Genomic DNA, 20,620 nt, shown 5'->3' with positions numbered 1-20,620 from the left:
GTGATTAAGCTTTGGTTTGTTGTTCGATGAACGCACCCAGCTGTTTGTATTTATTGTAACGTGTTTGATAGAACGCAACTTTTGCAGGGTTGGGGTTGTATTCTGCATCGAAACCTTGTCCCATCACTTCCATTGCTTCTTCTACTTTGTTATAGATGCCTGCTGCTGTTGCTGCAAACATGGCTGCACCCAAGGCACAGGTCTGTTCACTTTTATGAATACGGATCGGCATGTTCATGACATCGGCCATCATTTGCATAATGAACGGTGATTTTTTTGCAACACCACCTAAACCTATCAAACCTTTCACCGGAATACCTTCATCAATAAAACGATCTACAATTGCTTTAGCACCAAAGCAGGTTGCTTCTACCAATGCATGAAAAATGCGTGGTGCACTGCTGCCGAGGTTGATGTTGGCAATAGCTCCTTCGAGTAATTGATTGGCATCGGGGGTACGGCGACCGTTCATCCAATCTACTGCCAGCTCTGCATCTTCGCTGATGGTTAAGGCAGCGGCCTGTTTCGATAATTCAGCAATGAGTTTATCGCTCATTTCCTGTTGCAGTTTTTCGGCAGTAGCTGCATCAATGATTGCTGAGTTTTGCAACAAATTTTTTGCCGGCCAATCTAATACAGATTTAAACCATGCATAAATATCGCCGAATGCAGATTGACCTGCTTCCAGACCAATCATACCGGGAATAATAGAACCATCAACCTGTCCGCAGATGCCGTTTACACAACGGTCGTTGATGTCGGCAACAGGAGCTACCAGCATATCGCAGGTAGAAGTGCCCATCACTTTACTCAAGTGGTATGGTTCAATTTGCCCACCAACTGCACCCATGTGTGCATCAAACGCACCTACACCAATCACCACATCATTTGGTAAACCCAAACGTTGTGCCCATTCGGCAGAAATAATGCCTGCCTGTTGTGCTGATGTGTATGTTTCAGTAAACAGTTTAGTTGTAAAACCATCTAACAACGGATCGAGTGTTGCAAAGAATTCGTTTGGAGGAAAACCATTGAAGGCTTCGGCCCATAATGCTTTATGGCCTGCACTGCACACACCACGTTTCATTTGTGTAACATCGTTGCCTCCTGTTAATACAAAGGGTATCCAATCGCAATGTTCTACCCACGATGCTGCTTTGCTGCGTACAGTTTCATCAATACGCAGAATGTGCAGGAGCTTTGCCCAAAACCATTCAGATGAATAGATACCGCCTACATACTGTAAATAGTTAACGGGGAATTTTGTTGCATGCACATTGATCTCTGCTGCTTCGTTTACACTGGTATGATCTTTCCACAACACAAACATGGCGTTGGGATTTTCTTTAAACTCAGGCAACAATGCAAGCGGAGTACCTGTTGCATCAACTGCTACAGGAGTAGAGCCTGTGGTATCAATTGAAATACCTTTTACTCCTGCTGCTATTGCCGGTCCTGCTTTTTCCAGGCAGACTTTAATGGTTTGTTCTAAACCTTCTAAATAATCCAACGGATGCTGGCGAAACTGGTTGTCTGTTGCATTACAATACAATTGTTGTTTCCAGCGTGGATAGTAGAATACCGATGCAGCAATTTCTTCGCCACTGTTTGCATTTACCAGGATGGAGCGAACTGAATCTGTACCGTAGTCTACACCTATTACATATTGACTCATCAACTGTTTATTTAAGAATAATAAATATCCGGGTTGGGAATAATGGTAGCCACCGAATGAAAATTGGCTTTGTATTTCTTCTTGTTCAGCTTATAAAACCATGCACCTTTCTTTGAGTTCTCTTTATCTTTTTCATCGAGCTTTTCCAATAAGTGCATCGAAAGGATCTTGCGGCTGAAATTGCGCTTGTCCATTTCTATGTTATAAACTTCTTCGTACAAGCTTTGTAATTGCGGCAGGGTAAATTTTGCCGGCAGCAGTTCAAACAAAATAGGGTGGAAGGCTGCTTTGTACCGTAAACGGGCTTTTGCTTTTTCCACCATTTCCTGGTGATCGAAAATGAGTTTGGGAAACTTATTCAGATCGAACCACTCTGCATGATAATCGGTCGTGATCTGCTGCTTGTATTTATTTATATCAATAAGGGCAAAATAGGCAACGGAAACAGTACGTTCAACAGGGTCACGGGTTGGTTCGCTGAAGGTGGAAAGCTCTTCAAGGTATACATCCGATAAACCGGTGAGTTTGTGCAATACTCTTGATGCTGCCTGCCCAAGGCTTTCTTCGGGTTGTACAAAACCACCTACAAGGCTCCATTTGCCTGCTTCGGGCTCAAGCGCCCTTTGTACCAGTAAAAGTTTAAGCTGTCTTCCATCAAACCCGAAGATAATACAGTCAGCTGCTATGAGAATTTTTGTCTGATGGTTATATTTGGTCATACGACTTGCAAACGTTATGGCGATAAAAATAAATGTAATTTTGACAATTAAAAAAAATAATTTTACTTTGTCTACCCGCAAGGGTCATAATCAATAGTTGGGCGGGCAGTGTCTACTACTCGCCATTTTCTTTCATTTTTTAAAATAAACATTGCCATATGCATCAAGCTATTAAGTTTACCTTTATTTCAGCTATTTCTTTCTTATTATTTTCCTGTTCAAACAATCAAAACAACAAAACCGAAATGAATTCTACAACCGATTCGGTAGCCGCAGCTACATTGCCGGGCGCTGCTACGTTCGATTCTACCATTGATGGTAAAAAAGTACAACTTGCTTACATCTCTAACAAAAATGGTATTAAAGCAGCAGTTACCAATTACGGTGCAAGAATGGTTGGTTTGTTAGTGCCCGATAAAAACGGTGTACCAACAGATGTTTGTATTGGCTTCGATAATATTAAAGATTATGCAAGCGCTCCTGAACGTTACTTTGGCGCTATCGTTGGTCGTTTTGGTAACCGTATAGCAAAAGGAAAGTTTACCATCGATGGTAAAGAATACCAATTGGCATTGAACAACGGTGTAAATGCACTGCATGGCGGCCCCAAAGGTTTTCACAGTGTAATGTGGGATATGGTACAACCCGACAGTTCATCGGTTGTATTGACTTATGTAGCTGCTGATGGTGAAGAAGGTTATCCCGGTAAATTAACCGTGAAGGTTGAGTACCGTATTACCGATGCAGATGAAGTAGTGATGAATTACGAAATAAGCACCGACAAGAAAACAGTGGTAAATGTTACCAATCACAACTACTGGAACCTGAATGGTGAAGGCAGCGGTACCATTAACAACCACGAGTTACTGATCAAAGCAACAAAATATACGCCTGTTGATTCTACCTTGATTCCTACAGGCATTGAGCCCGTTGCAGGTACGCCTTTCGATTTTACAACTGCAGCAACAATCGGTTCACGTGTTGAAGCAGATAACACACAATTGAAATACGGTAAAGGTTACGATCATAACTATGTTTTAGATAAAGGCATTACGGCGCAACCCGAATTGATTGTTACAGTTAAAGGCGATAAGAGTGGTATTGCAATGGATGTATTAACAACAGAGCCTGGTGTGCAATTCTACGGTGGTAATTTCATGGGTGGTCTTAACACATTAAAGAATGGTACAAAAGATACTTTCCGCACAGCGTTTTGCCTGGAAACACAGCATTTTCCTGATTCACCGAATCAACCAACTTTCCCAACAACGGTATTAGAGCCAGGCAAAGTTTACAAGAGTTCTACTGTGCAACGTTTTTACGTTGTAAAGTAACACGGTCTTCGCTTACTTATTGATTTGAATAAATAAATGCATCAGGCCGTTTTTAAAAACGGCCTGATGTGTATAACAACTATCAGAGAATGAAACAAAAACTACAGAAAACTTTTTTAGAGCAATATGCTGTTGAACCAACAGTAATTGTTCGTTCGCCGGGCCGTGTAAATATTATCGGTGAACACACCGATTACAACGAAGGCTTTGTATTGCCTGCTGCTATTGATAAAGCAGCATATGTTGCCATGAGCTTGCGGAACGATGATGAAATTCATCTTACAGCAGCAGATCTCAACGAAACATTTTCCACTACTGTAAGCGGATTAAAACCGGTTGGCGACGTTAGCTGGCCCAATTATATATTAGGCGCTGTTGCACAGTTTGTAAAACGTGGCATGAAGCTTCCGGGCTTTAATGCGGTTCTGTCGAGTGATGTACCAATGGGTGCAGGACTTTCATCGTCTGCTGCAGTTGAATGTGCAACCGTGTTTGCATTGAATTATTTACTGCAAACCAATATCGACCGTGTGGCAATGGTGAGCATGGCACAAAAAGCCGAGCACGAATATGCAGGTGTGATGTGTGGCATTATGGATCAGTTTGCATCGATGATGGGCAAGAAGGATCATGTAATTAAACTCGATTGCCGTTCGCTCGATTACGAATATGTACCGTTTAAGTTAGATGGAATCAAAATCGTTTTATTAAACACCAATGTAAAACATTCGCTTGCTTCATCGGAATACAACACACGCCGCAACGAATGTACACAAGGGGTGGAGTGGATCAAGGCGCATCATCCGGAAGTAACATCGCTGCGTCATGCAACTATTGCGATGTTGGATGAGCATGTGTTACCGAAAGATGAAACCATTGATAAACGCAGCCGTTTTGTGGTAGAAGAAATTGATCGCTTGCTTACAGGTTGTGCCGATTTGCAGAAAGGTGATATTGCAGCACTCGGTGAGAAAATGTTTGCCACGCACGATGGGTTGAGCAAGATGTATGCAGTGAGTTGTAAAGAACTCGACTTTCTGGTTGATTTTGTACGCAACCGTCCGGAAGTGCTTGGTGCACGTATGATGGGTGGTGGCTTTGGTGGCTGTACCATCAACCTTGTAAAAGAAGAAGCCATTGATGCATTGATTACAGCAGTAAAACCGGCTTACGAAGCAGCAACCGGTTTACAACTCGATTATTACATTGCTTCTATTGAAAACGGAACAGAAATCATCTAAATCATGTTTAACAGTAAAGAACATTCACATACACGTTTAAATATTCTCACAGGCGATTGGATATTGGTTTCGCCGCATCGCATGAAACGTCCTTGGCAGGGAAAAGTAGAAGCACTGCCTGCAGATAATCGTCCTGCATACGATCCTACATGCTATCTCTGCCCGGGTAATAAACGCAGCGACGGAACAGTGAACCCTGCATACACCGATGCGTATGTATTCACCAACGATTTTTCCGCATTGCTGCCCGATACACCCGATGGTGGTGAAAATGAAAATGGTTTATTGGTAAGTAGCAGCGAAAGCGGTATCTGCCGTGTAATTTGTTTCTCACCAGATCACAGCCTTACCCTTCCTGTAATGCAGGAAGAAGCCATTGTAAAAGTTGTTCAGCTGTGGAAAAAAGAGTTCAATGATCTGTCGCAAAACGAACACATCAAATACATTCAGATATTTGAAAACAAAGGCGAGATCATGGGGTGCAGTAATCCGCATCCGCATGGACAGATATGGGCTTCGTCTTCTGTTCCTTTAGAATTAACCAAGGAAACCACACAACAGAAAAACTATTTTGAGAAAAATGATAAGAGTTTGCTCTCTGCTTATCTCGATGTAGAGTTGCAAAAGAAAGAACGAATTGTTGTGGAGAACGAACATTTTGTTGCACTGGTTCCGTATTGGGCAGTATGGCCGTACGAAACAATGATCATCAGTAAACGACATGTACAAACTGTAACACAGTTTACTGCCGAAGAAGAAATTGCACTGGCGCAAATACTCAAACAACTTACCTGCAAATACGATAACCTGTTCAATGTTTCATTTCCATACAGTGGGGGTATGCACCAGGCGCCTGTAAATGATGGTGCACATCCCGAATGGCATTGGCATATGCATTTCTATCCGCCATTACTGCGCAGTGCAACTGTAAAGAAATTTATGGTGGGTTACGAAATGCTTGCAAATCCACAGCGTGATATTACGCCGGAAATGGCAGCCGCTACATTGCAACAATTGTCAACTGTTCACTATTCAATTCAGTAAAACTGTTTCTTTGCAGTAATCACCAACAGAACTATGCAGAAAGCTTTTTTGTTCGATCTCAACGGAACGATGATCGATGATATGGAGTATCATATCCGTGCCTGGCATTCTATTTTAAACGGGTTAGGTGCACACTTAACATACGAAGAAACCAAGCTGCAGTGTTACGGCAAAAATCATGAATTACTGGAACGCACTTTTCCCGGCAGGTTTACACTTGCCGAGAAAGATGCGATGAGTGTTGAAAAAGAAAAACAATACCAGCAGGCATTTGGTCCACACTTAAAACTTATTGATGGTTTGGATGTGTTAATGAACGAAGCAAAGCAGGCCAACATTCCAATGGCCATTGGTTCTGCTGCCATCATGTTCAATATCGATTTTGTATTGGATGGCCTTGATCTTCGTTCGTACATTTCGGCGGTAGTAAGCGCCGATGATGTAACCATCAGCAAACCGCACCCCGAAACATTTCTTAAATGTGCAGAAAAACTGGGGGTTGCTCCGGCAGATTGCATTGTGTTTGAAGATTCACCAAAAGGTGTTGAAGCTGCTGCTGCTGCAGGCATGAAAGCAGTAGTAATTACAACCATGCATGAAGAGCATGAGTTTGCAGTCTATAATAATATTATTGGGTTTATAAAGGATTACAGCAGTTTGTCTCTTTCGTCTTTATAATTGCCAGGCTATCGGGCATTTGTTAGTTCATTTTATGCAAACGGTTGAATTGGGATGGTTAAACCTGAATTGAATATCTTTGGGTTTCAACTAAGAACAATGATTATGGCAAAAAAGACTGCCTCAATGGATTTAATTGACAGTTTCGAAAAGATCCCCACCAAAATTTTTACCACAGCAAAACAAGGGTCGGCTTATGCAGCACAGCAGATCGCCGAATTGATTCGTGAAAAACAGGCAAAGAACGAAAATTGTGTTCTTGGTCTTGCAACAGGTTCTACACCAAAATCGCTGTATGCTGAGTTGGTTCGTCTGCACAAAGAAGAAGGCTTGAGTTTTAAAAACGTAATAGCTTTCAATCTCGACGAATATTATCCCATTGAACGTGATGCTATTCAGAGTTATCATCGCTTTATGAAACAGCAGTTGTTCGATAAAGTAGATATCGATCAAAACAATTGTCATATCCCCGATGGCACAACTGCAAAAGAAGAAATTAAACATCATTGCGCTGCTTACGAACAAAAAATTGCAGAAGCAGGCGGCATCGATTTACAAATACTTGGTATTGGTGTTAATGGACATATTGGTTTTAACGAACCAGGCTCAAGCATTTTTACTAAAACACGTTTAACCACCCTTACCAACTCAACACGTTTAGCCAACAGTTACGAGTTTGCAAACATCAGTGCAGTACCACGTTTGGCCATTACAATGGGTATTGGCACAATTACAAAAGCAAAGAAAGTTATTCTGTTGGCATGGGGTTCTACCAAAGCACCTGTTATTCGTGAGGCAGTAGAAGGCGATGATACGGAACATGTGCCTGCATCGCTTTTGCAAAATCACGATGATGTTACGTTTGTGGTGGACGAAGCAGCTGCGGCTGAGCTTACCCGTTATAAAAGCCCCTGGTTAACGGGTGAATGCGAATGGAACGAGCGCATGATCAAAAAAGCAGTGGTGAACATGGCGCTGAAATTAGGTAAGCCTGTATTGAGTTTAACCAATACCGATTATAATGAATATGGTTTAAGTGATCTGCTGGTAGAAAAAGGAGATGCATATGAAATAAACCTGCAGGTGTATTATATGTTGCGTGACAGCATTACGGGCTGGCCAGGTGGTAAACCAAATGCAGTTATTCCAAACCATCCGGAACGTAGTAATCCTTATCCAAAGAAAGTGGTGCTTTTTTCGCCGCATCCTGACGATGATATTATTTCAATGGGGGGGACTTTTCAACGCCTGCACGATCAGGGACACGAAGTACATGTAGCTTATCAAACAAGCGGTAACATTGCTGTTACCGATGAGTTTGTTACTCGTTTTCTCGATTTTGCTGTAGGTTTTGAACAGATGTTTGGAATTGATGCAGACAAATCGAAACAGATATTAGCAGAAGCAAGAGGTTATCTGGAAAAGAAAAAGTCGAACGAAATTGATACAAAAGAGATCCGTGAGATAAAAGGTTTGATTCGTCGCTGCGAAGCTGCAGCAACATGCCGTTATGTTGGATTGAAAGAAGGGCAATGGCATTTCCAGAATCTTCCTTTCTACGAAACAGGAACCATTGAAAAGAACCCGATGGGCGAAGAAGATGTATTGTTAACAATGCAGTTGTTGCGTGAAATTAAACCGCAGCAGGTGTATTGTGCAGGCGACTTTGCCGATCCGCATGGAACGCATCTTGTATGCTTTAATGTTGTTTTGGAATCGCTGAAGCGTATTAAAGCAGCAGGTGATGAGTGGGTGAACGATTGCTGGCTGTGGTTATACAAAGGCGCATGGCAGGAGTGGAACCTTGAAGAAATTGAAATGGCCATACCAATGAGTCCCGAACAGGTGATGAAAAAACGCTTCGGCATTTTCATTCATCAATCGCAGAAGGATATGGTGCCGTTCCAGGGTAGCGACAGCAGAGAGTTCTGGCAACGTGCTGAAGAACGAAATGCAGCAACAGCCGATCTGTATGGTAAGCTGGGCTTAACACAATATGCTGCAATGGAGGCATTTGTACGTTGGCATTATTGATACTATTCAAGCACTAAATAGCAGGAGCCGGTCTTTCAACAGACCGGCTTTTTGCTTAAAGATCATTTGCGCCAGGCCGTCATGCAGGTAACTTGTAGTGCCGTTTAAACAGCTTTTTTTAGTAAGTTTTTATAACCATGCAGCGAAAGCCCCGCCACAGTAATCATTTCTGTAAGAAAATATTGCTTATGAAATTCTTCCTGTTACTTATTGCAGGGGCACTGCTTTTCTCGTCGTGCGACACTTCTTCGGACTGGCGATTTAATTCTGCTACTTCCGGCTATGTACCTGTTTATGCCAAAGCTGTTGATCTGGAGAATATTGGTGTTGAAGCTGCTAAACCCGTAGTTAAACCAGGTAAGGTTTATGTGATTGGAAACCTTTTACTTCAAAACGATGTAAACAGTGGTGTTCATTTTATTGATGTAAGTAATCCTAAACAACCGGTTAAACTTTCTTTTCTGCGTGTGCCTTTCAGCACCGAAATTTCGGTAAAGAATAATTATCTCTACGTAAACAATTACAACGATCTGCTTGTGTTTACAGTTGCCGACCCTGCAAATCCACAGCTAGTAAAGCGATTGAAAAATGTATTTCCTTATCATAACAGCGAGTATCCGCCTGTAAGTAATACTTACTTCGAATGTGTAGATCCCTCAAAAGGAATTGTGGTAGGATGGAAATCAGCTAATCTTACCGATCCTAAATGCCGACGTTAAAAACAACGCCTATGTATCGCTACTTCAAAAAACTGTTTTGCATCGTATTTGTGTCCGCTTTCTTTCTGCATTGCGGTAAAGACAGTGGAGCTAATAATTATGCCGGAGGATCACCTGCAGGCCAGGGAGGTTCGCTTGCCCGGTTTGCTGTTGTTGGAAATTATATGTATGCAGTAGACAAAGAAAATCTCTCTGTTTTTTCTATTGCCGATGCTGCAAATCCGCAGTTGGTTAATATCGTTAAAGTTGGATTTGAAATTGAAACGATCTTTCCGTTCAAGGATAAATTGTTTATTGGCAGCACCAGCGTCGTGCATATTTTTTCGATTAGCAATCCGCAGTCTCCTGAAAAACTAAGCCAGGCAATTTCGCCCGATGTAATGCGCCGTTGCGACCCTGTTGTTGCAAAAGATACCGTTGCATACGCAACGCTTCGTGTAAATGGTGCCTGCGGTGGGGTGCAAAGTATACTTGCCTGTTATGATGTAAAAGATATTACCAGGCCGGTACAACGGGGAGTAGCGTTGGTTGGCGAACCTTACGGACTCGGTTATAAAGATAACGTGCTGTACGTATGCGACCGGCAACGTGGTTTAATTGTTTTTGATATAAGCAAAGCATACGAACCTGTACAAATAAAAACAATCTGGACAGGTAGATGGTTTCTTGATGTGATTCCGTACAATGATCTGTTGATTTGCTGGACGGATACCGGTGTTTCGCTCTACGATATTACAGACAACCGCAATCCTGCTTTACTCACCACTATTCAATAACCGGATGAAAAAAATACTGCTGTTGTTGGCAGCCTTTATTGTGCATGCAGAGTTAAAAGCACAGAAAAAATCTTTCTCTCCTTTGTATCAAACGCAATTGCATATCAGCCCGCTTGGCTTGCTTGATGTGATTGAACACAATGTAAGTGCAGGGTTCGATACAAAAGTTGCAAACAGGCTTTATGCAGGAGCTGATGTGTCGGCATATTTCTGGAGTAGTACTTACAGCAAACCGCTGAATGGTTTTGCAGTAAGGCCAATGCTTCGTTTGTACAACAAAAGGTTGCAAACTGATTATGTAGAACTGGTACTGATGTATAAACGTACCGCTCTTAAAGAACAGGGATGGCTGGGAATGGATTGTGTAAATAACGTGCCTTCTTACGAAAAGTTTGATACGTATAAAAGAATAAAAGAAGTGTACGACATAAGCTTTCGCTACGGAACACGGCAGCCCTTCTTTTCTTCTGGAAAATGGTTTTACGAATGTTATTTCGGCATTGGTATCAGGCACAAACAGTACACGGTAAAATACAACGAAGCCAATTCCTGTATGCTTGATAACGGGGAAGTAACGCTTAATTTTTTCGGAAATTCAACAGGTAATACAGGACGTTCAACATTCTTTTCTCTTCCCTGCGGATTTCGACTGGTACGTACCATAAAATAAAACAATCAGCGTTGCTGTTGCATGGCTTTAATAATACGATCGGTGCGTTTATCGGCTCTTGCATTATTAAGCGAAATAACAGCCCATATTGCAGCAGGTATCCAACCGAGAATAGTGATCTGCAAAATCAAACATAAAATACCGGTGAATATTTTTCCACGCAGAAAAAACGAAAGCCAGGGAAGAAGTATAGCAATAAGTGTCATGAAAAGGTTTTAGTTGAAGTTAGGAAATTTTGTTGTGCAGCTGTATGCTTTTTACTGATGCTTACTTATCGGGATATTGTTAGTATATCCATCCATCCATTTTTATATCCATTTATCTGCTGTTTGCGTTTGTTGCGCATTAATACATAAATATGTCATTGGCTCAAATTTAGTTTTGCGGCTAAATTAAAAACCTATTCATCTATGCGTTTGTTAACCTTTGTTGCAACTGTATTGTTTATGCAGTTGCTGAGTATCAGCTCCTGCAAAAAACCAACTCCTTCAACAGCCCCGGCAGTAGATCTTTCACAGGTAAAAATAACTGCGTTTGAATTTGCCGAAGCAACAGCTGTGTCTGTAAACATTACACATCCTGTACTTGTTAATGGCGAGGAAACAACAGCAGGTCGTATTGAAATCATTATGCCGGAAGACTTAACCGGGTTACAGTTAACACCCCTTGTTTCAAATTTTCTACAGCAGGAATTTACGATTTCGCCACAGCTTGGCATAAAAACAGACTATGAGAACAAGGAAGTGCTGTATACGATTACATCAACTCAAAACACCCGGAAAAAATTGCGGTATAAAGTTGTTGTACAAAAAGAAACAGCAGGTGCGCTTCGGTTAACGGATGTGCAGTTGCTTCAATCTTCAAATCCACAATTAGGTTCCGATATTCATGCAGCACATATACTGCATAGCAATGCTTCTATTGGTAAAGTATACCTGTTTGTTCCTGCCGGTACCAACTTCAGTTCATTAACAGCAAAAATGGTACACAATGGCAGCGAAGTGCGTTATACACAAAATGCAGCAGAGGTGCCGGGCAACAGTGCAAATGTATATCCCGCAAACGGGCAGGTGCTTGACTTTGCTTATCCGAAAGGATTTTATGTTGCATTAAAACGTGGTAACGAAACTGTAACCTACAGTATTGTGGTTGATGTGGTGAAGCCCGTTGCGTTTACGAACGAACAGGTAACATTGCAACTGGCAACCGGTGTAAATCATCAACTCAAAGCAGGTGAATTACATAACCGGGGCAACAGACCAATAACAATTAACCAGATCGTTCATGCCGATCCTGTTCCGGCATTGTCGCCATTACGCACATTTGTTTTAATTCCTTCGGGAGGTTTGTTGCCGGGGCAAAAGGCAGATGTTATTACAAGTTTTGATGCTCGTTCTTTACCGGCAGGTGCATATGAAATTACTGCTAAAATACGGCCGGGGTTTGTAATGGAGCCGGAAGCACAAACATTTTTACAAACCTCCGATTTTAAATTAAAAGCAGTGTTGCAATAATACAGCAGCTGTGAAATTATTTGCACAGGCGTAAAGCCTGTGCATTTTTTTTAATTGCCTGCTTTTTGTTTTACATATGCTTCAAATGTTGTTGCACCAATTTGCGGAGCAATGGTATCGTGTTGCATTACTTCGGTAAAAAAGGCAAACTTATCGTACATGTTTTTATTAAAAAGTTTTAGTAAAGGCAGCATGCTGTTGAGCAGCCATAGCGGTATGGTACGCAGTTTTTTTGATTTGCCAGCTTCATTGTTGATGATCTCATTTAACTGCTTTCTTGTGTAAATGTTTTTACCACCAGCTTCAATAACAGTATTTGGCTGATCGATTGCTTTTACAACAATTGCTGCAAGATCGCCTTCGTAAACAGGATTTGTTTTTTTATCGCCACTGCCAATATTCACCAGTCTGCCTTTTTTTGCCATATCAATAATGTCGATGAATGCGCTGAAGAGGGCAGGAGGCTTAATGATGCTGTAATCGATGCCGGAAGATTTGAGTCGCTCAGCAAATAAATGGTGCACACGAAAGTATTCGAGCTGCGGATATTTCTCAGCATGAAACGCAGAGATGTACACAAATTTTTTAATTCCTTTTTCAACAGCATAGTGGAGAATGTTACTGTTGCCGTCGAGATCAACTTCTTTAAAGCCTGGTTTGCTGTTGTCGTTTGGCGATACGCTTTTGCCCAATGCTGATACGATAACATCATATGAGTCCTGTAGAACAGAAAATGAATCGGCATTACAGGCGTTAACAATAACAGCAGCAGATGTAATATGCGATAATGTTTTTGCTTTGGCTTCGCTTCTTACAGCAACAGTAAGCTGATAGTTCTGTTGTACAAGTTCTTTTGCAATTTCTTTACCTAAGTTACCGGATGCACCGAAGAGGAGTACTTTTTTCATGGTTAAATGGTTGAGCTTTTACAATGTAAGGGAAGCAGGCAGAGTACACTGTTTATTTTTTTCTGCTAAAGATAAAATTACTGCAGATACCTGTGTGCGTTAAAATGAAAATGACAAGCGGTTTGCGATCAGATGCTTTTGCCGGAACTTATTTTTTTCTGTATTTGCCAGTAGTGTCCAAATGGATCTTTAAACATGGCCTGTCTGTATCCGTAGTCGTGATCGGTAACAGGGGTAATGCCGGTTGCACCGGCGACAATTGCACGGTCGAAAACTTCCTGCACATCATCCACAAACAAACCAATAACTGCTGTTACTCCTTTTGCGGTTACGGGTTCATTTGCTTCAAACCAACGCATGGTTTCGTGAAGATGAAAGATAGCGCCATCAATTTCCAGCTCAGCTACATGAATGCTGCCGTCGTCGTTTCTGAAAATAAAATGTTCTGTTGCGCCAAACTTTATGTAGAAGTCGATGTTGAAAGTGCCGTTCGGAATATGTAATTCCGGTGCGAAGTGCGTTTTTTTATCGTTTGCTTCTGCTGTCATTGTAAGGCATAATTGGCGATTGCAAGCTGTGAAAGTTATGCTGCAGAAAAGTTATAAATAAATAACCTTTAAATAGTCAATTGCCAGGCTTATTTTTCTGCCGGCACCGAAGCCAATTAAATTTCCGAAAAAAGGAGTAAAGGGCATGGTATATATATCATCGTCGTTAATAGAAAAAGTATAAGTGTTGCCTGTTTTTTTAATACGGTACACATTGAAATCGTCGGGGTTAAGCATTGTTTTTTGTAACGAGCCTTTTTTTACTGTACAGGAACTCAGGGTTTTGCCCGTGCAGAACTGAACAGAAGCAAAGCCATCTTTAGCGAATGTAAAATAGTGGCTTTGCATTGCTTCCCTTCCCCAGAAAAGCATGCTGAAATAATTTTTATGTTCTGCATTGCCGCTTACAATTTTTATACTTGCTTCAATTTGAAAATCTTTCCTGGTATCAATTTTTATTTCATGTGCTTCGCCATAAGCGTGACCTGTTGCGGTTAAATAGTAAACGCCGCCTTCAATTTTTGAACGTACGTTTTTATCGTCAGCAACTGTCCAGTTGTTGGCATTGTTATCAAAACCATCAAAGAAAATAATATTGGCCGATGTGCTGTCTGCCTGTGCTGCGCCGGTAATTGCTGATAATAGCGCAATAAACAAGGAGAATAGTTTCATTGCTTCAGTTTTTTGAAGTTGTGTTTTGTAAGCCGGCAGCTATTTTTTGCTGTTTCCATTATTGATCAGTTTGTAGATGAGATATAAAGGGATGAGTGTAAGAAAGCCCCAGCTGTTCATTACAATACTGTACAGCACAATGCCGATAAGAAACCCGATGAATACTGCATTGGTGATTGCAGTTGATCTAGCTTTCTTTGCTTCAGCAGACAATTCCTTGTCTTTTACCTGTGTTGATTCCTGTTCATTCATTATTGTTCGGTTATGTTTGTTTATGAACGATGACAGTTGTATGAGTGCCACCTGTGCAAAAATAGCGGCCACAATTTTACAAAGCAAACTTCAGACATGCAGCTGCTTACTAAATGTTTAATCTTGCGCATGTCTCCGAACTGCACATTGTTTTACGGTTGTGCTCTTCGCCAACCTGTGTTAATACAATTTCGGTTGCTGTCGCCAGCAACCGAAAAGAAAAAATAACAACTAAAAATTAAATCCAAAATGAAATCCCGGTTCTCCAAAAACGAATTTCGACCATTTGTCATCCAGCTGCTTAAATCCATCAGGTAACTCTGTGTGATAAGCACGATGCGTTATTGCAATGGATGGTTGAATAAAAAACCGGTCTTTAAAAAGTTTGATGTGATAACCGGCTCGGTAAGTATTGAAAACCTGGAATCCGTTATCAATTTTTTCACCATCAGTATTTACAAATTTTTGCAGTGTAGGCATTACATTCAGTTCGGCATAAAGGCCTTTCCGGAAAAAGCGTTGATATGCCAGTGATAAACCATACTCACGAACATATCCCGGAAACTGTTCTTCCTGCTTTCCATATGCTTTGTTTAAAAACGGGTGAATACCATTTGGCCAGGCATATTTCCAGGTTTTTGGTTCCAACGTAACTACATCTTTTCCTGTAATACGATAGCCAATATTCAGTTGAACAAAGTTGGGGGGATTTGTAGTTGACAAATTGCCCAATAAAAAAACAGTGCTGCCAACGAACCACCGTTTAAATGAGCTGTCTGTTTTACCATATTGTGCGTTCAACTGTAAGCTGCCTGCCAACACAAAGGCAAGTGTAATCCATAAAAATTTCTTTTGCATGTATTCTTTTTTGTAAAGTGATACTGCAAAACTAGATTGGCAGGTAGCTTCAATACGTTCACTTAAGTTAAGAAATAACGTTCAGCTCTTTTATCTGGTGGTTATTGTTGTTGTGGCTATTATTTTTTCTTTTTAAAATCGAAATTATATCCAAAGTGAAGACCGGGTTGCAAAAAATAGTTGGGCCATTTTTTTTCTACAGCTTTAAACGATTCCGGAACATTTGTTCTTACAGGCCAATAACTACACCCAATAGCCGGTTCAAAAAAGAAACGGTTTTTAAAAAACTTAAACTGGTAACCCAAATGGAAGTTCAGGTATAACGTATATCCATTTCCAATTTTATCATCATCCTCATCCATGTATTTTTCAAAAGCATTCAATGCATACACGGATGTATAAGCGCCTTTCCACCAAAAACGCTGGTATGCTATTGTAGGTGCAAGTATGCGTGCATGTCCGGGATAGTTTAGCCCTGCTGCATCAAATGATGGTCCGAAGGGGATGCCCAGTGGCCAGGCGTAAACAGATCTTTTAAACTCAAAGGAAACAACATCTTTGGGTGTTATCCTGTAACCAACATTTAATTGTATGTACTCAGGGTTGTTTACTCTATCAAAATTTCCTAACAGAAAGAGCGAGCTCCCAACATACCATTTCTTGTAGGTGCTGTCCTGATCTTGTGCATTTGCCTGTAAACTGCCTGCCAACAGAAAGGCAAGTGCAAGCCATAAAGTTTTCTTTTGCATATCTTTTTGTAATTGTTAAACGATACTGCAAAAGTGGATGGACGGGATGCCATAACCCGTTCACTTAAGTTAAGAAATGAGGTTCAGCTCTTTTTTTCGAGCAGTCTTGCTCTCAGCCGGCTTAATGATTGGGGTTTGATGCCGAGGTAGCTTGCTAACTGGTGTTGCGGAACACGTTGAACAAGGTCCGGTCTTTTTTGCAATAGGTTCAGGTATCGTTCCTCGGGTGAAGAAGTTTTAAATTCGTCAAAGTCGATTCGTTCTTTCGCTAATAATTCTTCCGACAACTTTCTGCACATTAATTCAAATTTTGGAAACTTACTGTTTACTTCTGCTTCCATATCGGAGTTGGAAACGGAGAGAATACAGTCTTCCACGCAACTGATGAAAAAGTCAGAAGGCGTTTTATTGATAACAGAATGAGGTGTTAAGGCGTCCATTTCTGTGTAGAAAGCGGTTGTTTTTTCTTCTCCGTCTATGATGTAATATGTGCGGATGCAGCCTTTTAAAACAAAGTAGCTTTCATTTGAATGTTGTCCTTCTTTGAGTAGAACAGTGCCTTTCTTTACCGTGCGGAATAAATCTAAAGAAATGAGTGCATTCTTCTCATCTTCTGTAAGAGAAATGTATTTTGAAATAAAGTCGAACAGTATATTTTTCATTGTTTTGTTGTTGCTGCTTCTGCAATAAAGACTAATATACGCAACTCATTAATAAATCGAAATTTCTAACCCCTTTTTTACGACGAATCGGCGTTGCCGGACATCGTCTTTGAAGTATGGAGTCTCGGCGGAGAAGTATGCGGCTCCCTTTCTGGATACTGGCCTGACAAAAAGCTACTATTGCATATTCGTTGCTCTTCGCTTCAATCTATTCAACTGGTTCCAAATAGTTGTTTTGCTGAATCTAAATTTGGTTGTTCGTTTGCTCTGAGATCGATAAAGTGTTTTGTTTGCCAACGTTGCGTTTTTTCGGCTTGTTTATTTGTTACTGTGTTCCAGTTTGGATAGACCCTGATTCCTCGTTTGCCGTCTTTGTTGTTTATTGTTATAATTCCTTTGTCAGCTAAAATAGTTTTTGAAAAAATAAACAACCCGAAATTGTTTTTGTCCTGCGAGCAAATAATCAGAAAATCAAAATCGTCATTCTGGTTAAATGGTGCTGTAATGTTTTGCTTGTTTCTTTTCCAGATTGTTACGAATTGCCCAGTCTTTTCAGGAGTTATTTTAGAAGCCCGAAACCTGATTCTTAGATCATTCAGCTTAAAGCTGCAAGCTTCATATTCCCGGCTTTCATCTTCCATTACAAAATCGGATAATTCAAAGTTGCACAGGTCGAACAACGATTCCTTTGCCAGGTAAAGTTGCCTGTATAAAATGTTATCTTCTTTCAATTGGTTTGCTTGTGACATTGTTTGTTCAGAATGTGTTGTGTTCCTGTTTGGCATTGTTGTTACTAAAGTAAGAAGATAGTGAGCGTGCAGAAAAGTAAAGCTGATAAGTTTAAGACTTTTTATTTACTGGTTGCTGTCTTCGCCAACCAGCTGTTATAACAAAATTTCGGTTGGTGGAGACAGCAACCGAAAAGAAAAATGTTGGCTGCTGCTTTATCAATCAATTATCCTGTTGTAAAGTCTTCTTACCGATTGTCCGAGAAACGTTATGATTGTACATACAGCAAATGGAATAACTGTCACCAAAGCAATATGAGTATATGAATCTTTGGTTGTGTCATATATGAAATAAGCAATGCTAAGCCAAAATAAAATAAGCCCAACAATTTGAAATACGTTTTTTAGATTTTGTTTGAGATTGAATAATGAAAATAATAAACAAATTTGTCCTAATAGACTTAAAAAACCAATCACAGCAAAATGATTGTCAACTCCATTGAATGAAAAGATGAAGCTATCTTTTGTCAAATAAGGAAACGTGAATATCTCAATGATAAAGAGGAATAGAATTCCATGCCCTGCTCCAACTAAAATAAGTCCATGAGTAATGAGGGTCCAAATTTTTAATTTTTTGGTTGTTGTCATTTTCGATTGTCAAAGTTTGGGACGTTTGAGCTGTTAGGTACAAGTAGCAGCCAACACATGAACATACGCAACCCGTTCAAAAAACAGGGTTTCTAATCTTTTGATTTTCATTACTTGTTCTATGCGCTTTTCAGATTGTTGGTTGCACAATTGCCGCAATTAAAATCATCCAACTCCTTCCAAACTTCCTCCCTTTGCAAACAAACGATCCACTCTCTTTTCAACAGCAGCATCTTTTTCCAGCGCTGGTGCATGGTGCGGCTTTATACGTACATCAAACACAACAGGTCCGTTGCAGCCCCAATGCTTGTGCTGTACAAACGAATCAATACCATACACATCATGACTGGGATTGCATCTTGTGTACGTAACCCATAAATAGTTTTTCAATGTAGCAGCAGTAAAGGATGCATCATCGCAGATGATGATTTGGGCTACTGTATTCAATTCACCATTCACCATTGACAATTCACCATTGAGCCGCTCCATTTCTTTGGCAGCTTCAGTATACGTAGTAAACTTCTTTGTTTGCAGTGCAACAACACCGGGCATGCAGAGTTGTGCATTTTCAAACTCTTGTAATTCTTTCAACGCCTGCGGTACTTCTCTGCACAGTTCTCTTTTCTTATCGCCATAAGCAGCCAGTACCAATTTACTTCCACTGTTTAAACCTGTACCGGAATAATCGAGCGTATCAATAGTGGTGTTGGTATGGAAATGCAGATCACGACTAAGATCAATGCGTTCAAAAATATATTCGAGATACTGTTGAATGTTGTGTGTGGTGAGTTGATTCGTATCGTCAGCCGTAATAAATAAAAACTTCGCCAGGCTTAACTGTCCTGTGCCCAATACATGGTTAGCAATCGTTAACAGTTCAGCCGGTTGTTTGGCAGGCATGTAGGGCGTATAACGTTCGCTGCCGATGGCCAGCAACAGCGGATGCACACCTGCGGCATCAACCGCATGTACTTCTTTTACGCCGGGTATTTCCTGTGGAATAGCGTTGCCCGTTAGTTCGTGTATCAGTTCGCCAAAACTGGTATCTTCCTGCGGCGGACGACCAACTACTGTAAATGCCCAGATGGCATTTTTCTTTGCATACACATTGTGCACCTTCATTAACGGAAACGGATGTGTTAAACTGTAGTAACCCAAATGATCGCCAAACGGTCCTTCGGGTTTTGTTTGGTAAGGATCAACTTCACCTGTAATCACAAAGTCTGCATCGGTGCTGATGGCGTTGCCCAATGCATCATACGCATAACGGAATCTTCTTCCTCCCAATAAACCGGCAAAGGTCATTTCGCTGATGCCCTCGGGCAAAGGCATTACTGCACTTAAGCTGTGCGAAGGTGGTCCGCCAACGAAGCAACTTACTTTCAGCGCTTGTCCCTTCCTGTTAGCTTTTGTTTGATGCACACCAATGCCACGATGTATCTGGTAATGCAAACCAATTTCTTTATTCAGTTCATAGTCGTTGCCGCTTAGCTGTATGCGGTACATGCCCAGGTTCGATTGCATGATGCCGGGCTTGTCTGCATCTTCGGTATATACCTGCGGCAGTGTTACAAACGCACCGCCATCCATCGGCCAGTGCTTGATCAATGGCAGATCGCTTACCTGTATTTGATCGAACGAAAACGAGGATTGTTTTTTAGGTAATGCTTTTAACGCTGCAAGTCCGGTGCTGATGTTTTGTAACGGACGTTTAATGGCTTTCATAGGATCGCCTTTCAACTCAATGATCTTTTGCACCAGTTGCAAGGTATCTCTGAAAATAAATTTACTGCGATCGAGTGTGCCGAAGATATTGGAAGCGGCACGGTATTTACTTCCTTTTACATTTTCAAACAACAGTGCCGGGCCTTTTGCATCATACACACGGAGATGGATAGCCGCCATTTCCAAATGCGGATCAACTTCTTCTTTAATGCGTACAAGGTGACCGTTCTTTTCAAGATCAACTAAACATGCTTCGAGCGAACTATATGCCATAGGATGCAAAGATAACTGAGGTTTGCAGTTTATGGTTTCTTGTTTATGGTTTGTTACGGGTGGACGGCACTCTGCGATTGAACTCTGTTTCTCACTTCTCTGCGCCAAACAAAAGTTTAAACAGCTGAATTAAATACAACATGATAAAAGTTATAAGCACCCATAACCCTTAACGCATAACCCGTAACAGTTT

At 41.0% G+C, this 20,620-nt stretch carries 21 protein-coding genes and 1 pseudogene; 9 read left to right on the top strand and 13 right to left on the bottom strand.

Features of this window, described 5'->3' with window-relative positions; all coding sequences use genetic code 11:
* Positions 1-4: 4 nt before the first annotated feature.
* Positions 5-1,675 carry a ribulokinase gene (locus ESA94_RS02890; RefSeq protein ID WP_129129349.1) on the bottom strand — a complete coding sequence of 557 codons (1,671 nt, stop codon included), beginning with the start codon at positions 1,673-1,675 and terminating at the stop codon, positions 5-7.
* 11 nt (positions 1,676-1,686) lie between these two features.
* On the bottom strand, positions 1,687-2,394 hold the full coding sequence (locus ESA94_RS02885) for an NUDIX hydrolase (RefSeq protein ID WP_129129348.1): 708 nt from the start codon (positions 2,392-2,394) through the stop codon (positions 1,687-1,689).
* Between the two features lie 158 nt (positions 2,395-2,552).
* Between ESA94_RS02885 and ESA94_RS02880 the strand changes: the two genes are divergently transcribed.
* The 8 genes from ESA94_RS02880 (at position 2,553) to ESA94_RS02845 (ending at position 10,890) form a co-directional block, all read left to right on the top strand.
* Positions 2,553-3,728, top strand: a complete 1,176-nt coding sequence (locus tag ESA94_RS02880) for an aldose epimerase family protein (protein ID WP_129129347.1) — start codon at positions 2,553-2,555, stop codon at positions 3,726-3,728.
* An 89-nt stretch (positions 3,729-3,817) separates the two neighbouring features.
* Complete coding sequence (gene galK, locus ESA94_RS02875; RefSeq protein WP_129129346.1) at positions 3,818-4,969, top strand: galactokinase; 1,152 nt, start codon at positions 3,818-3,820, stop codon at positions 4,967-4,969.
* Positions 4,970-4,972: 3 nt separating this feature from the next.
* The gene (locus ESA94_RS02870) at positions 4,973-6,013 is read left to right on the top strand and encodes a UDP-glucose--hexose-1-phosphate uridylyltransferase (protein WP_129129345.1); all 1,041 of its coding nucleotides are present in this window, start codon (positions 4,973-4,975) and stop codon (positions 6,011-6,013) included.
* A gap of 33 nt (positions 6,014-6,046) precedes the next feature.
* Positions 6,047-6,691: an HAD family hydrolase gene (locus ESA94_RS02865; protein ID WP_129129344.1), complete on the top strand. Its 645-nt coding sequence runs from the start codon at positions 6,047-6,049 to the stop codon at positions 6,689-6,691.
* A 105-nt stretch (positions 6,692-6,796) separates the two neighbouring features.
* Positions 6,797-8,725: a glucosamine-6-phosphate deaminase gene (nagB, locus tag ESA94_RS02860; protein ID WP_129129343.1), complete on the top strand. Its 1,929-nt coding sequence runs from the start codon at positions 6,797-6,799 to the stop codon at positions 8,723-8,725.
* A 188-nt stretch (positions 8,726-8,913) separates the two neighbouring features.
* Entirely contained in the window at positions 8,914-9,444 is a 531-nt protein-coding gene (locus tag ESA94_RS02855) for an LVIVD repeat-containing protein (protein WP_164972618.1), read from the top strand.
* A gap of 11 nt (positions 9,445-9,455) precedes the next feature.
* Positions 9,456-10,220: an LVIVD repeat-containing protein gene (locus ESA94_RS02850; RefSeq protein ID WP_164972616.1), complete on the top strand. Its 765-nt coding sequence runs from the start codon at positions 9,456-9,458 to the stop codon at positions 10,218-10,220.
* Between the two features lie 4 nt (positions 10,221-10,224).
* Entirely contained in the window at positions 10,225-10,890 is a 666-nt protein-coding gene (locus ESA94_RS02845) for a hypothetical protein (protein WP_129129340.1), read from the top strand.
* Positions 10,891-10,895: 5 nt separating this feature from the next.
* Here the strand turns inward: ESA94_RS02845 and ESA94_RS02840 are convergent, their stop codons facing one another.
* Positions 10,896-11,096, bottom strand: a complete 201-nt coding sequence (locus tag ESA94_RS02840; RefSeq protein WP_129129339.1) for a YqaE/Pmp3 family membrane protein — start codon at positions 11,094-11,096, stop codon at positions 10,896-10,898.
* A 204-nt stretch (positions 11,097-11,300) separates the two neighbouring features.
* On the opposite strand from ESA94_RS02840, the gene ESA94_RS02835 reads away from it, so the two are divergent.
* On the top strand, positions 11,301-12,404 hold the full coding sequence (locus ESA94_RS02835; RefSeq protein WP_129129338.1) for a hypothetical protein: 1,104 nt from the start codon (positions 11,301-11,303) through the stop codon (positions 12,402-12,404).
* 50 nt (positions 12,405-12,454) lie between these two features.
* On the opposite strand, the pseudogene ESA94_RS02830 reads toward ESA94_RS02835, so the two are convergent.
* The 10 genes and pseudogenes from ESA94_RS02830 to ESA94_RS02785 all read right to left on the bottom strand — a co-directional run.
* Positions 12,455-13,315, bottom strand: a pseudogene (locus ESA94_RS02830) (SDR family oxidoreductase); the annotation flags it as partial.
* 125 nt (positions 13,316-13,440) lie between these two features.
* Positions 13,441-13,860 carry a VOC family protein gene (locus tag ESA94_RS02825; RefSeq protein ID WP_129129336.1) on the bottom strand — a complete coding sequence of 140 codons (420 nt, stop codon included), beginning with the start codon at positions 13,858-13,860 and terminating at the stop codon, positions 13,441-13,443.
* 51 nt (positions 13,861-13,911) lie between these two features.
* Complete coding sequence (locus ESA94_RS02820; RefSeq protein ID WP_129129335.1) at positions 13,912-14,532, bottom strand: hypothetical protein; 621 nt, start codon at positions 14,530-14,532, stop codon at positions 13,912-13,914.
* Positions 14,533-14,571: 39 nt separating this feature from the next.
* Positions 14,572-14,784, bottom strand: a complete 213-nt coding sequence (locus tag ESA94_RS02815; protein ID WP_129129334.1) for an FUSC family protein — start codon at positions 14,782-14,784, stop codon at positions 14,572-14,574.
* 231 nt (positions 14,785-15,015) lie between these two features.
* Positions 15,016-15,642: a hypothetical protein gene (locus ESA94_RS02810; protein WP_129129333.1), complete on the bottom strand. Its 627-nt coding sequence runs from the start codon at positions 15,640-15,642 to the stop codon at positions 15,016-15,018.
* Positions 15,643-15,761: 119 nt separating this feature from the next.
* A complete protein-coding gene (locus tag ESA94_RS02805) occupies positions 15,762-16,391 on the bottom strand; it encodes a hypothetical protein (protein WP_129129332.1) in 630 nt (209 codons plus the stop codon).
* Between the two features lie 83 nt (positions 16,392-16,474).
* Positions 16,475-17,053 carry a Crp/Fnr family transcriptional regulator gene (locus tag ESA94_RS02800; protein WP_129129331.1) on the bottom strand — a complete coding sequence of 193 codons (579 nt, stop codon included), beginning with the start codon at positions 17,051-17,053 and terminating at the stop codon, positions 16,475-16,477.
* Positions 17,054-17,265: 212 nt separating this feature from the next.
* A complete protein-coding gene (locus ESA94_RS02795; RefSeq protein ID WP_205755897.1) occupies positions 17,266-17,784 on the bottom strand; it encodes a MepB family protein in 519 nt (172 codons plus the stop codon).
* Positions 17,785-18,000: 216 nt separating this feature from the next.
* Positions 18,001-18,429 (bottom strand): hypothetical protein, encoded by a 429-nt coding sequence (locus ESA94_RS02790; RefSeq protein WP_129129329.1) that lies wholly within the window; start codon positions 18,427-18,429, stop codon positions 18,001-18,003.
* 165 nt (positions 18,430-18,594) lie between these two features.
* Complete coding sequence (locus ESA94_RS02785; RefSeq protein WP_129129328.1) at positions 18,595-20,427, bottom strand: UbiD family decarboxylase; 1,833 nt, start codon at positions 20,425-20,427, stop codon at positions 18,595-18,597.
* Between the last annotated feature and the right edge of the window lie 193 nt (positions 20,428-20,620).

Source organism: Lacibacter luteus, assembly GCF_004118265.1.
Lineage (GTDB): Bacteria > Bacteroidota > Bacteroidia > Chitinophagales > Chitinophagaceae > Lacibacter > Lacibacter luteus.
The sequence above is the reverse complement of the archived record's forward strand: the minus strand, read 5'-3'. Positions and strand labels throughout refer to the sequence as shown.

Coding starts and splice junctions, on each gene's coding strand:
- ESA94_RS02785 (WP_129129328.1), bottom strand. CDS start 20,427: ATGGCATATAGTTCGCTCGAAGCATGTTTAGTTGATCTTGAAAAGAAC.
- ESA94_RS02865 (WP_129129344.1), top strand. CDS start 6,047: ATGCAGAAAGCTTTTTTGTTCGATCTCAACGGAACGATGATCGATGAT.
- ESA94_RS02855 (WP_164972618.1), top strand. CDS start 8,914: ATGAAATTCTTCCTGTTACTTATTGCAGGGGCACTGCTTTTCTCGTCG.
- ESA94_RS02820 (WP_129129335.1), bottom strand. CDS start 14,532: ATGAAACTATTCTCCTTGTTTATTGCGCTATTATCAGCAATTACCGGC.
- ESA94_RS02885 (WP_129129348.1), bottom strand. CDS start 2,394: ATGACCAAATATAACCATCAGACAAAAATTCTCATAGCAGCTGACTGT.
- ESA94_RS02800 (WP_129129331.1), bottom strand. CDS start 17,053: ATGAAAAATATACTGTTCGACTTTATTTCAAAATACATTTCTCTTACA.
- ESA94_RS02790 (WP_129129329.1), bottom strand. CDS start 18,429: ATGACAACAACCAAAAAATTAAAAATTTGGACCCTCATTACTCATGGA.
- nagB (WP_129129343.1), top strand. CDS start 6,797: ATGGCAAAAAAGACTGCCTCAATGGATTTAATTGACAGTTTCGAAAAG.
- ESA94_RS02880 (WP_129129347.1), top strand. CDS start 2,553: ATGCATCAAGCTATTAAGTTTACCTTTATTTCAGCTATTTCTTTCTTA.
- ESA94_RS02840 (WP_129129339.1), bottom strand. CDS start 11,096: ATGACACTTATTGCTATACTTCTTCCCTGGCTTTCGTTTTTTCTGCGT.
- galK (WP_129129346.1), top strand. CDS start 3,818: ATGAAACAAAAACTACAGAAAACTTTTTTAGAGCAATATGCTGTTGAA.
- ESA94_RS02825 (WP_129129336.1), bottom strand. CDS start 13,860: ATGACAGCAGAAGCAAACGATAAAAAAACGCACTTCGCACCGGAATTA.
- ESA94_RS02845 (WP_129129340.1), top strand. CDS start 10,225: ATGAAAAAAATACTGCTGTTGTTGGCAGCCTTTATTGTGCATGCAGAG.
- ESA94_RS02810 (WP_129129333.1), bottom strand. CDS start 15,642: ATGCAAAAGAAATTTTTATGGATTACACTTGCCTTTGTGTTGGCAGGC.
- ESA94_RS02805 (WP_129129332.1), bottom strand. CDS start 16,391: ATGCAAAAGAAAACTTTATGGCTTGCACTTGCCTTTCTGTTGGCAGGC.
- ESA94_RS02835 (WP_129129338.1), top strand. CDS start 11,301: ATGCGTTTGTTAACCTTTGTTGCAACTGTATTGTTTATGCAGTTGCTG.
- ESA94_RS02890 (WP_129129349.1), bottom strand. CDS start 1,675: ATGAGTCAATATGTAATAGGTGTAGACTACGGTACAGATTCAGTTCGC.
- ESA94_RS02815 (WP_129129334.1), bottom strand. CDS start 14,784: ATGAATGAACAGGAATCAACACAGGTAAAAGACAAGGAATTGTCTGCT.
- ESA94_RS02870 (WP_129129345.1), top strand. CDS start 4,973: ATGTTTAACAGTAAAGAACATTCACATACACGTTTAAATATTCTCACA.
- ESA94_RS02850 (WP_164972616.1), top strand. CDS start 9,456: ATGTATCGCTACTTCAAAAAACTGTTTTGCATCGTATTTGTGTCCGCT.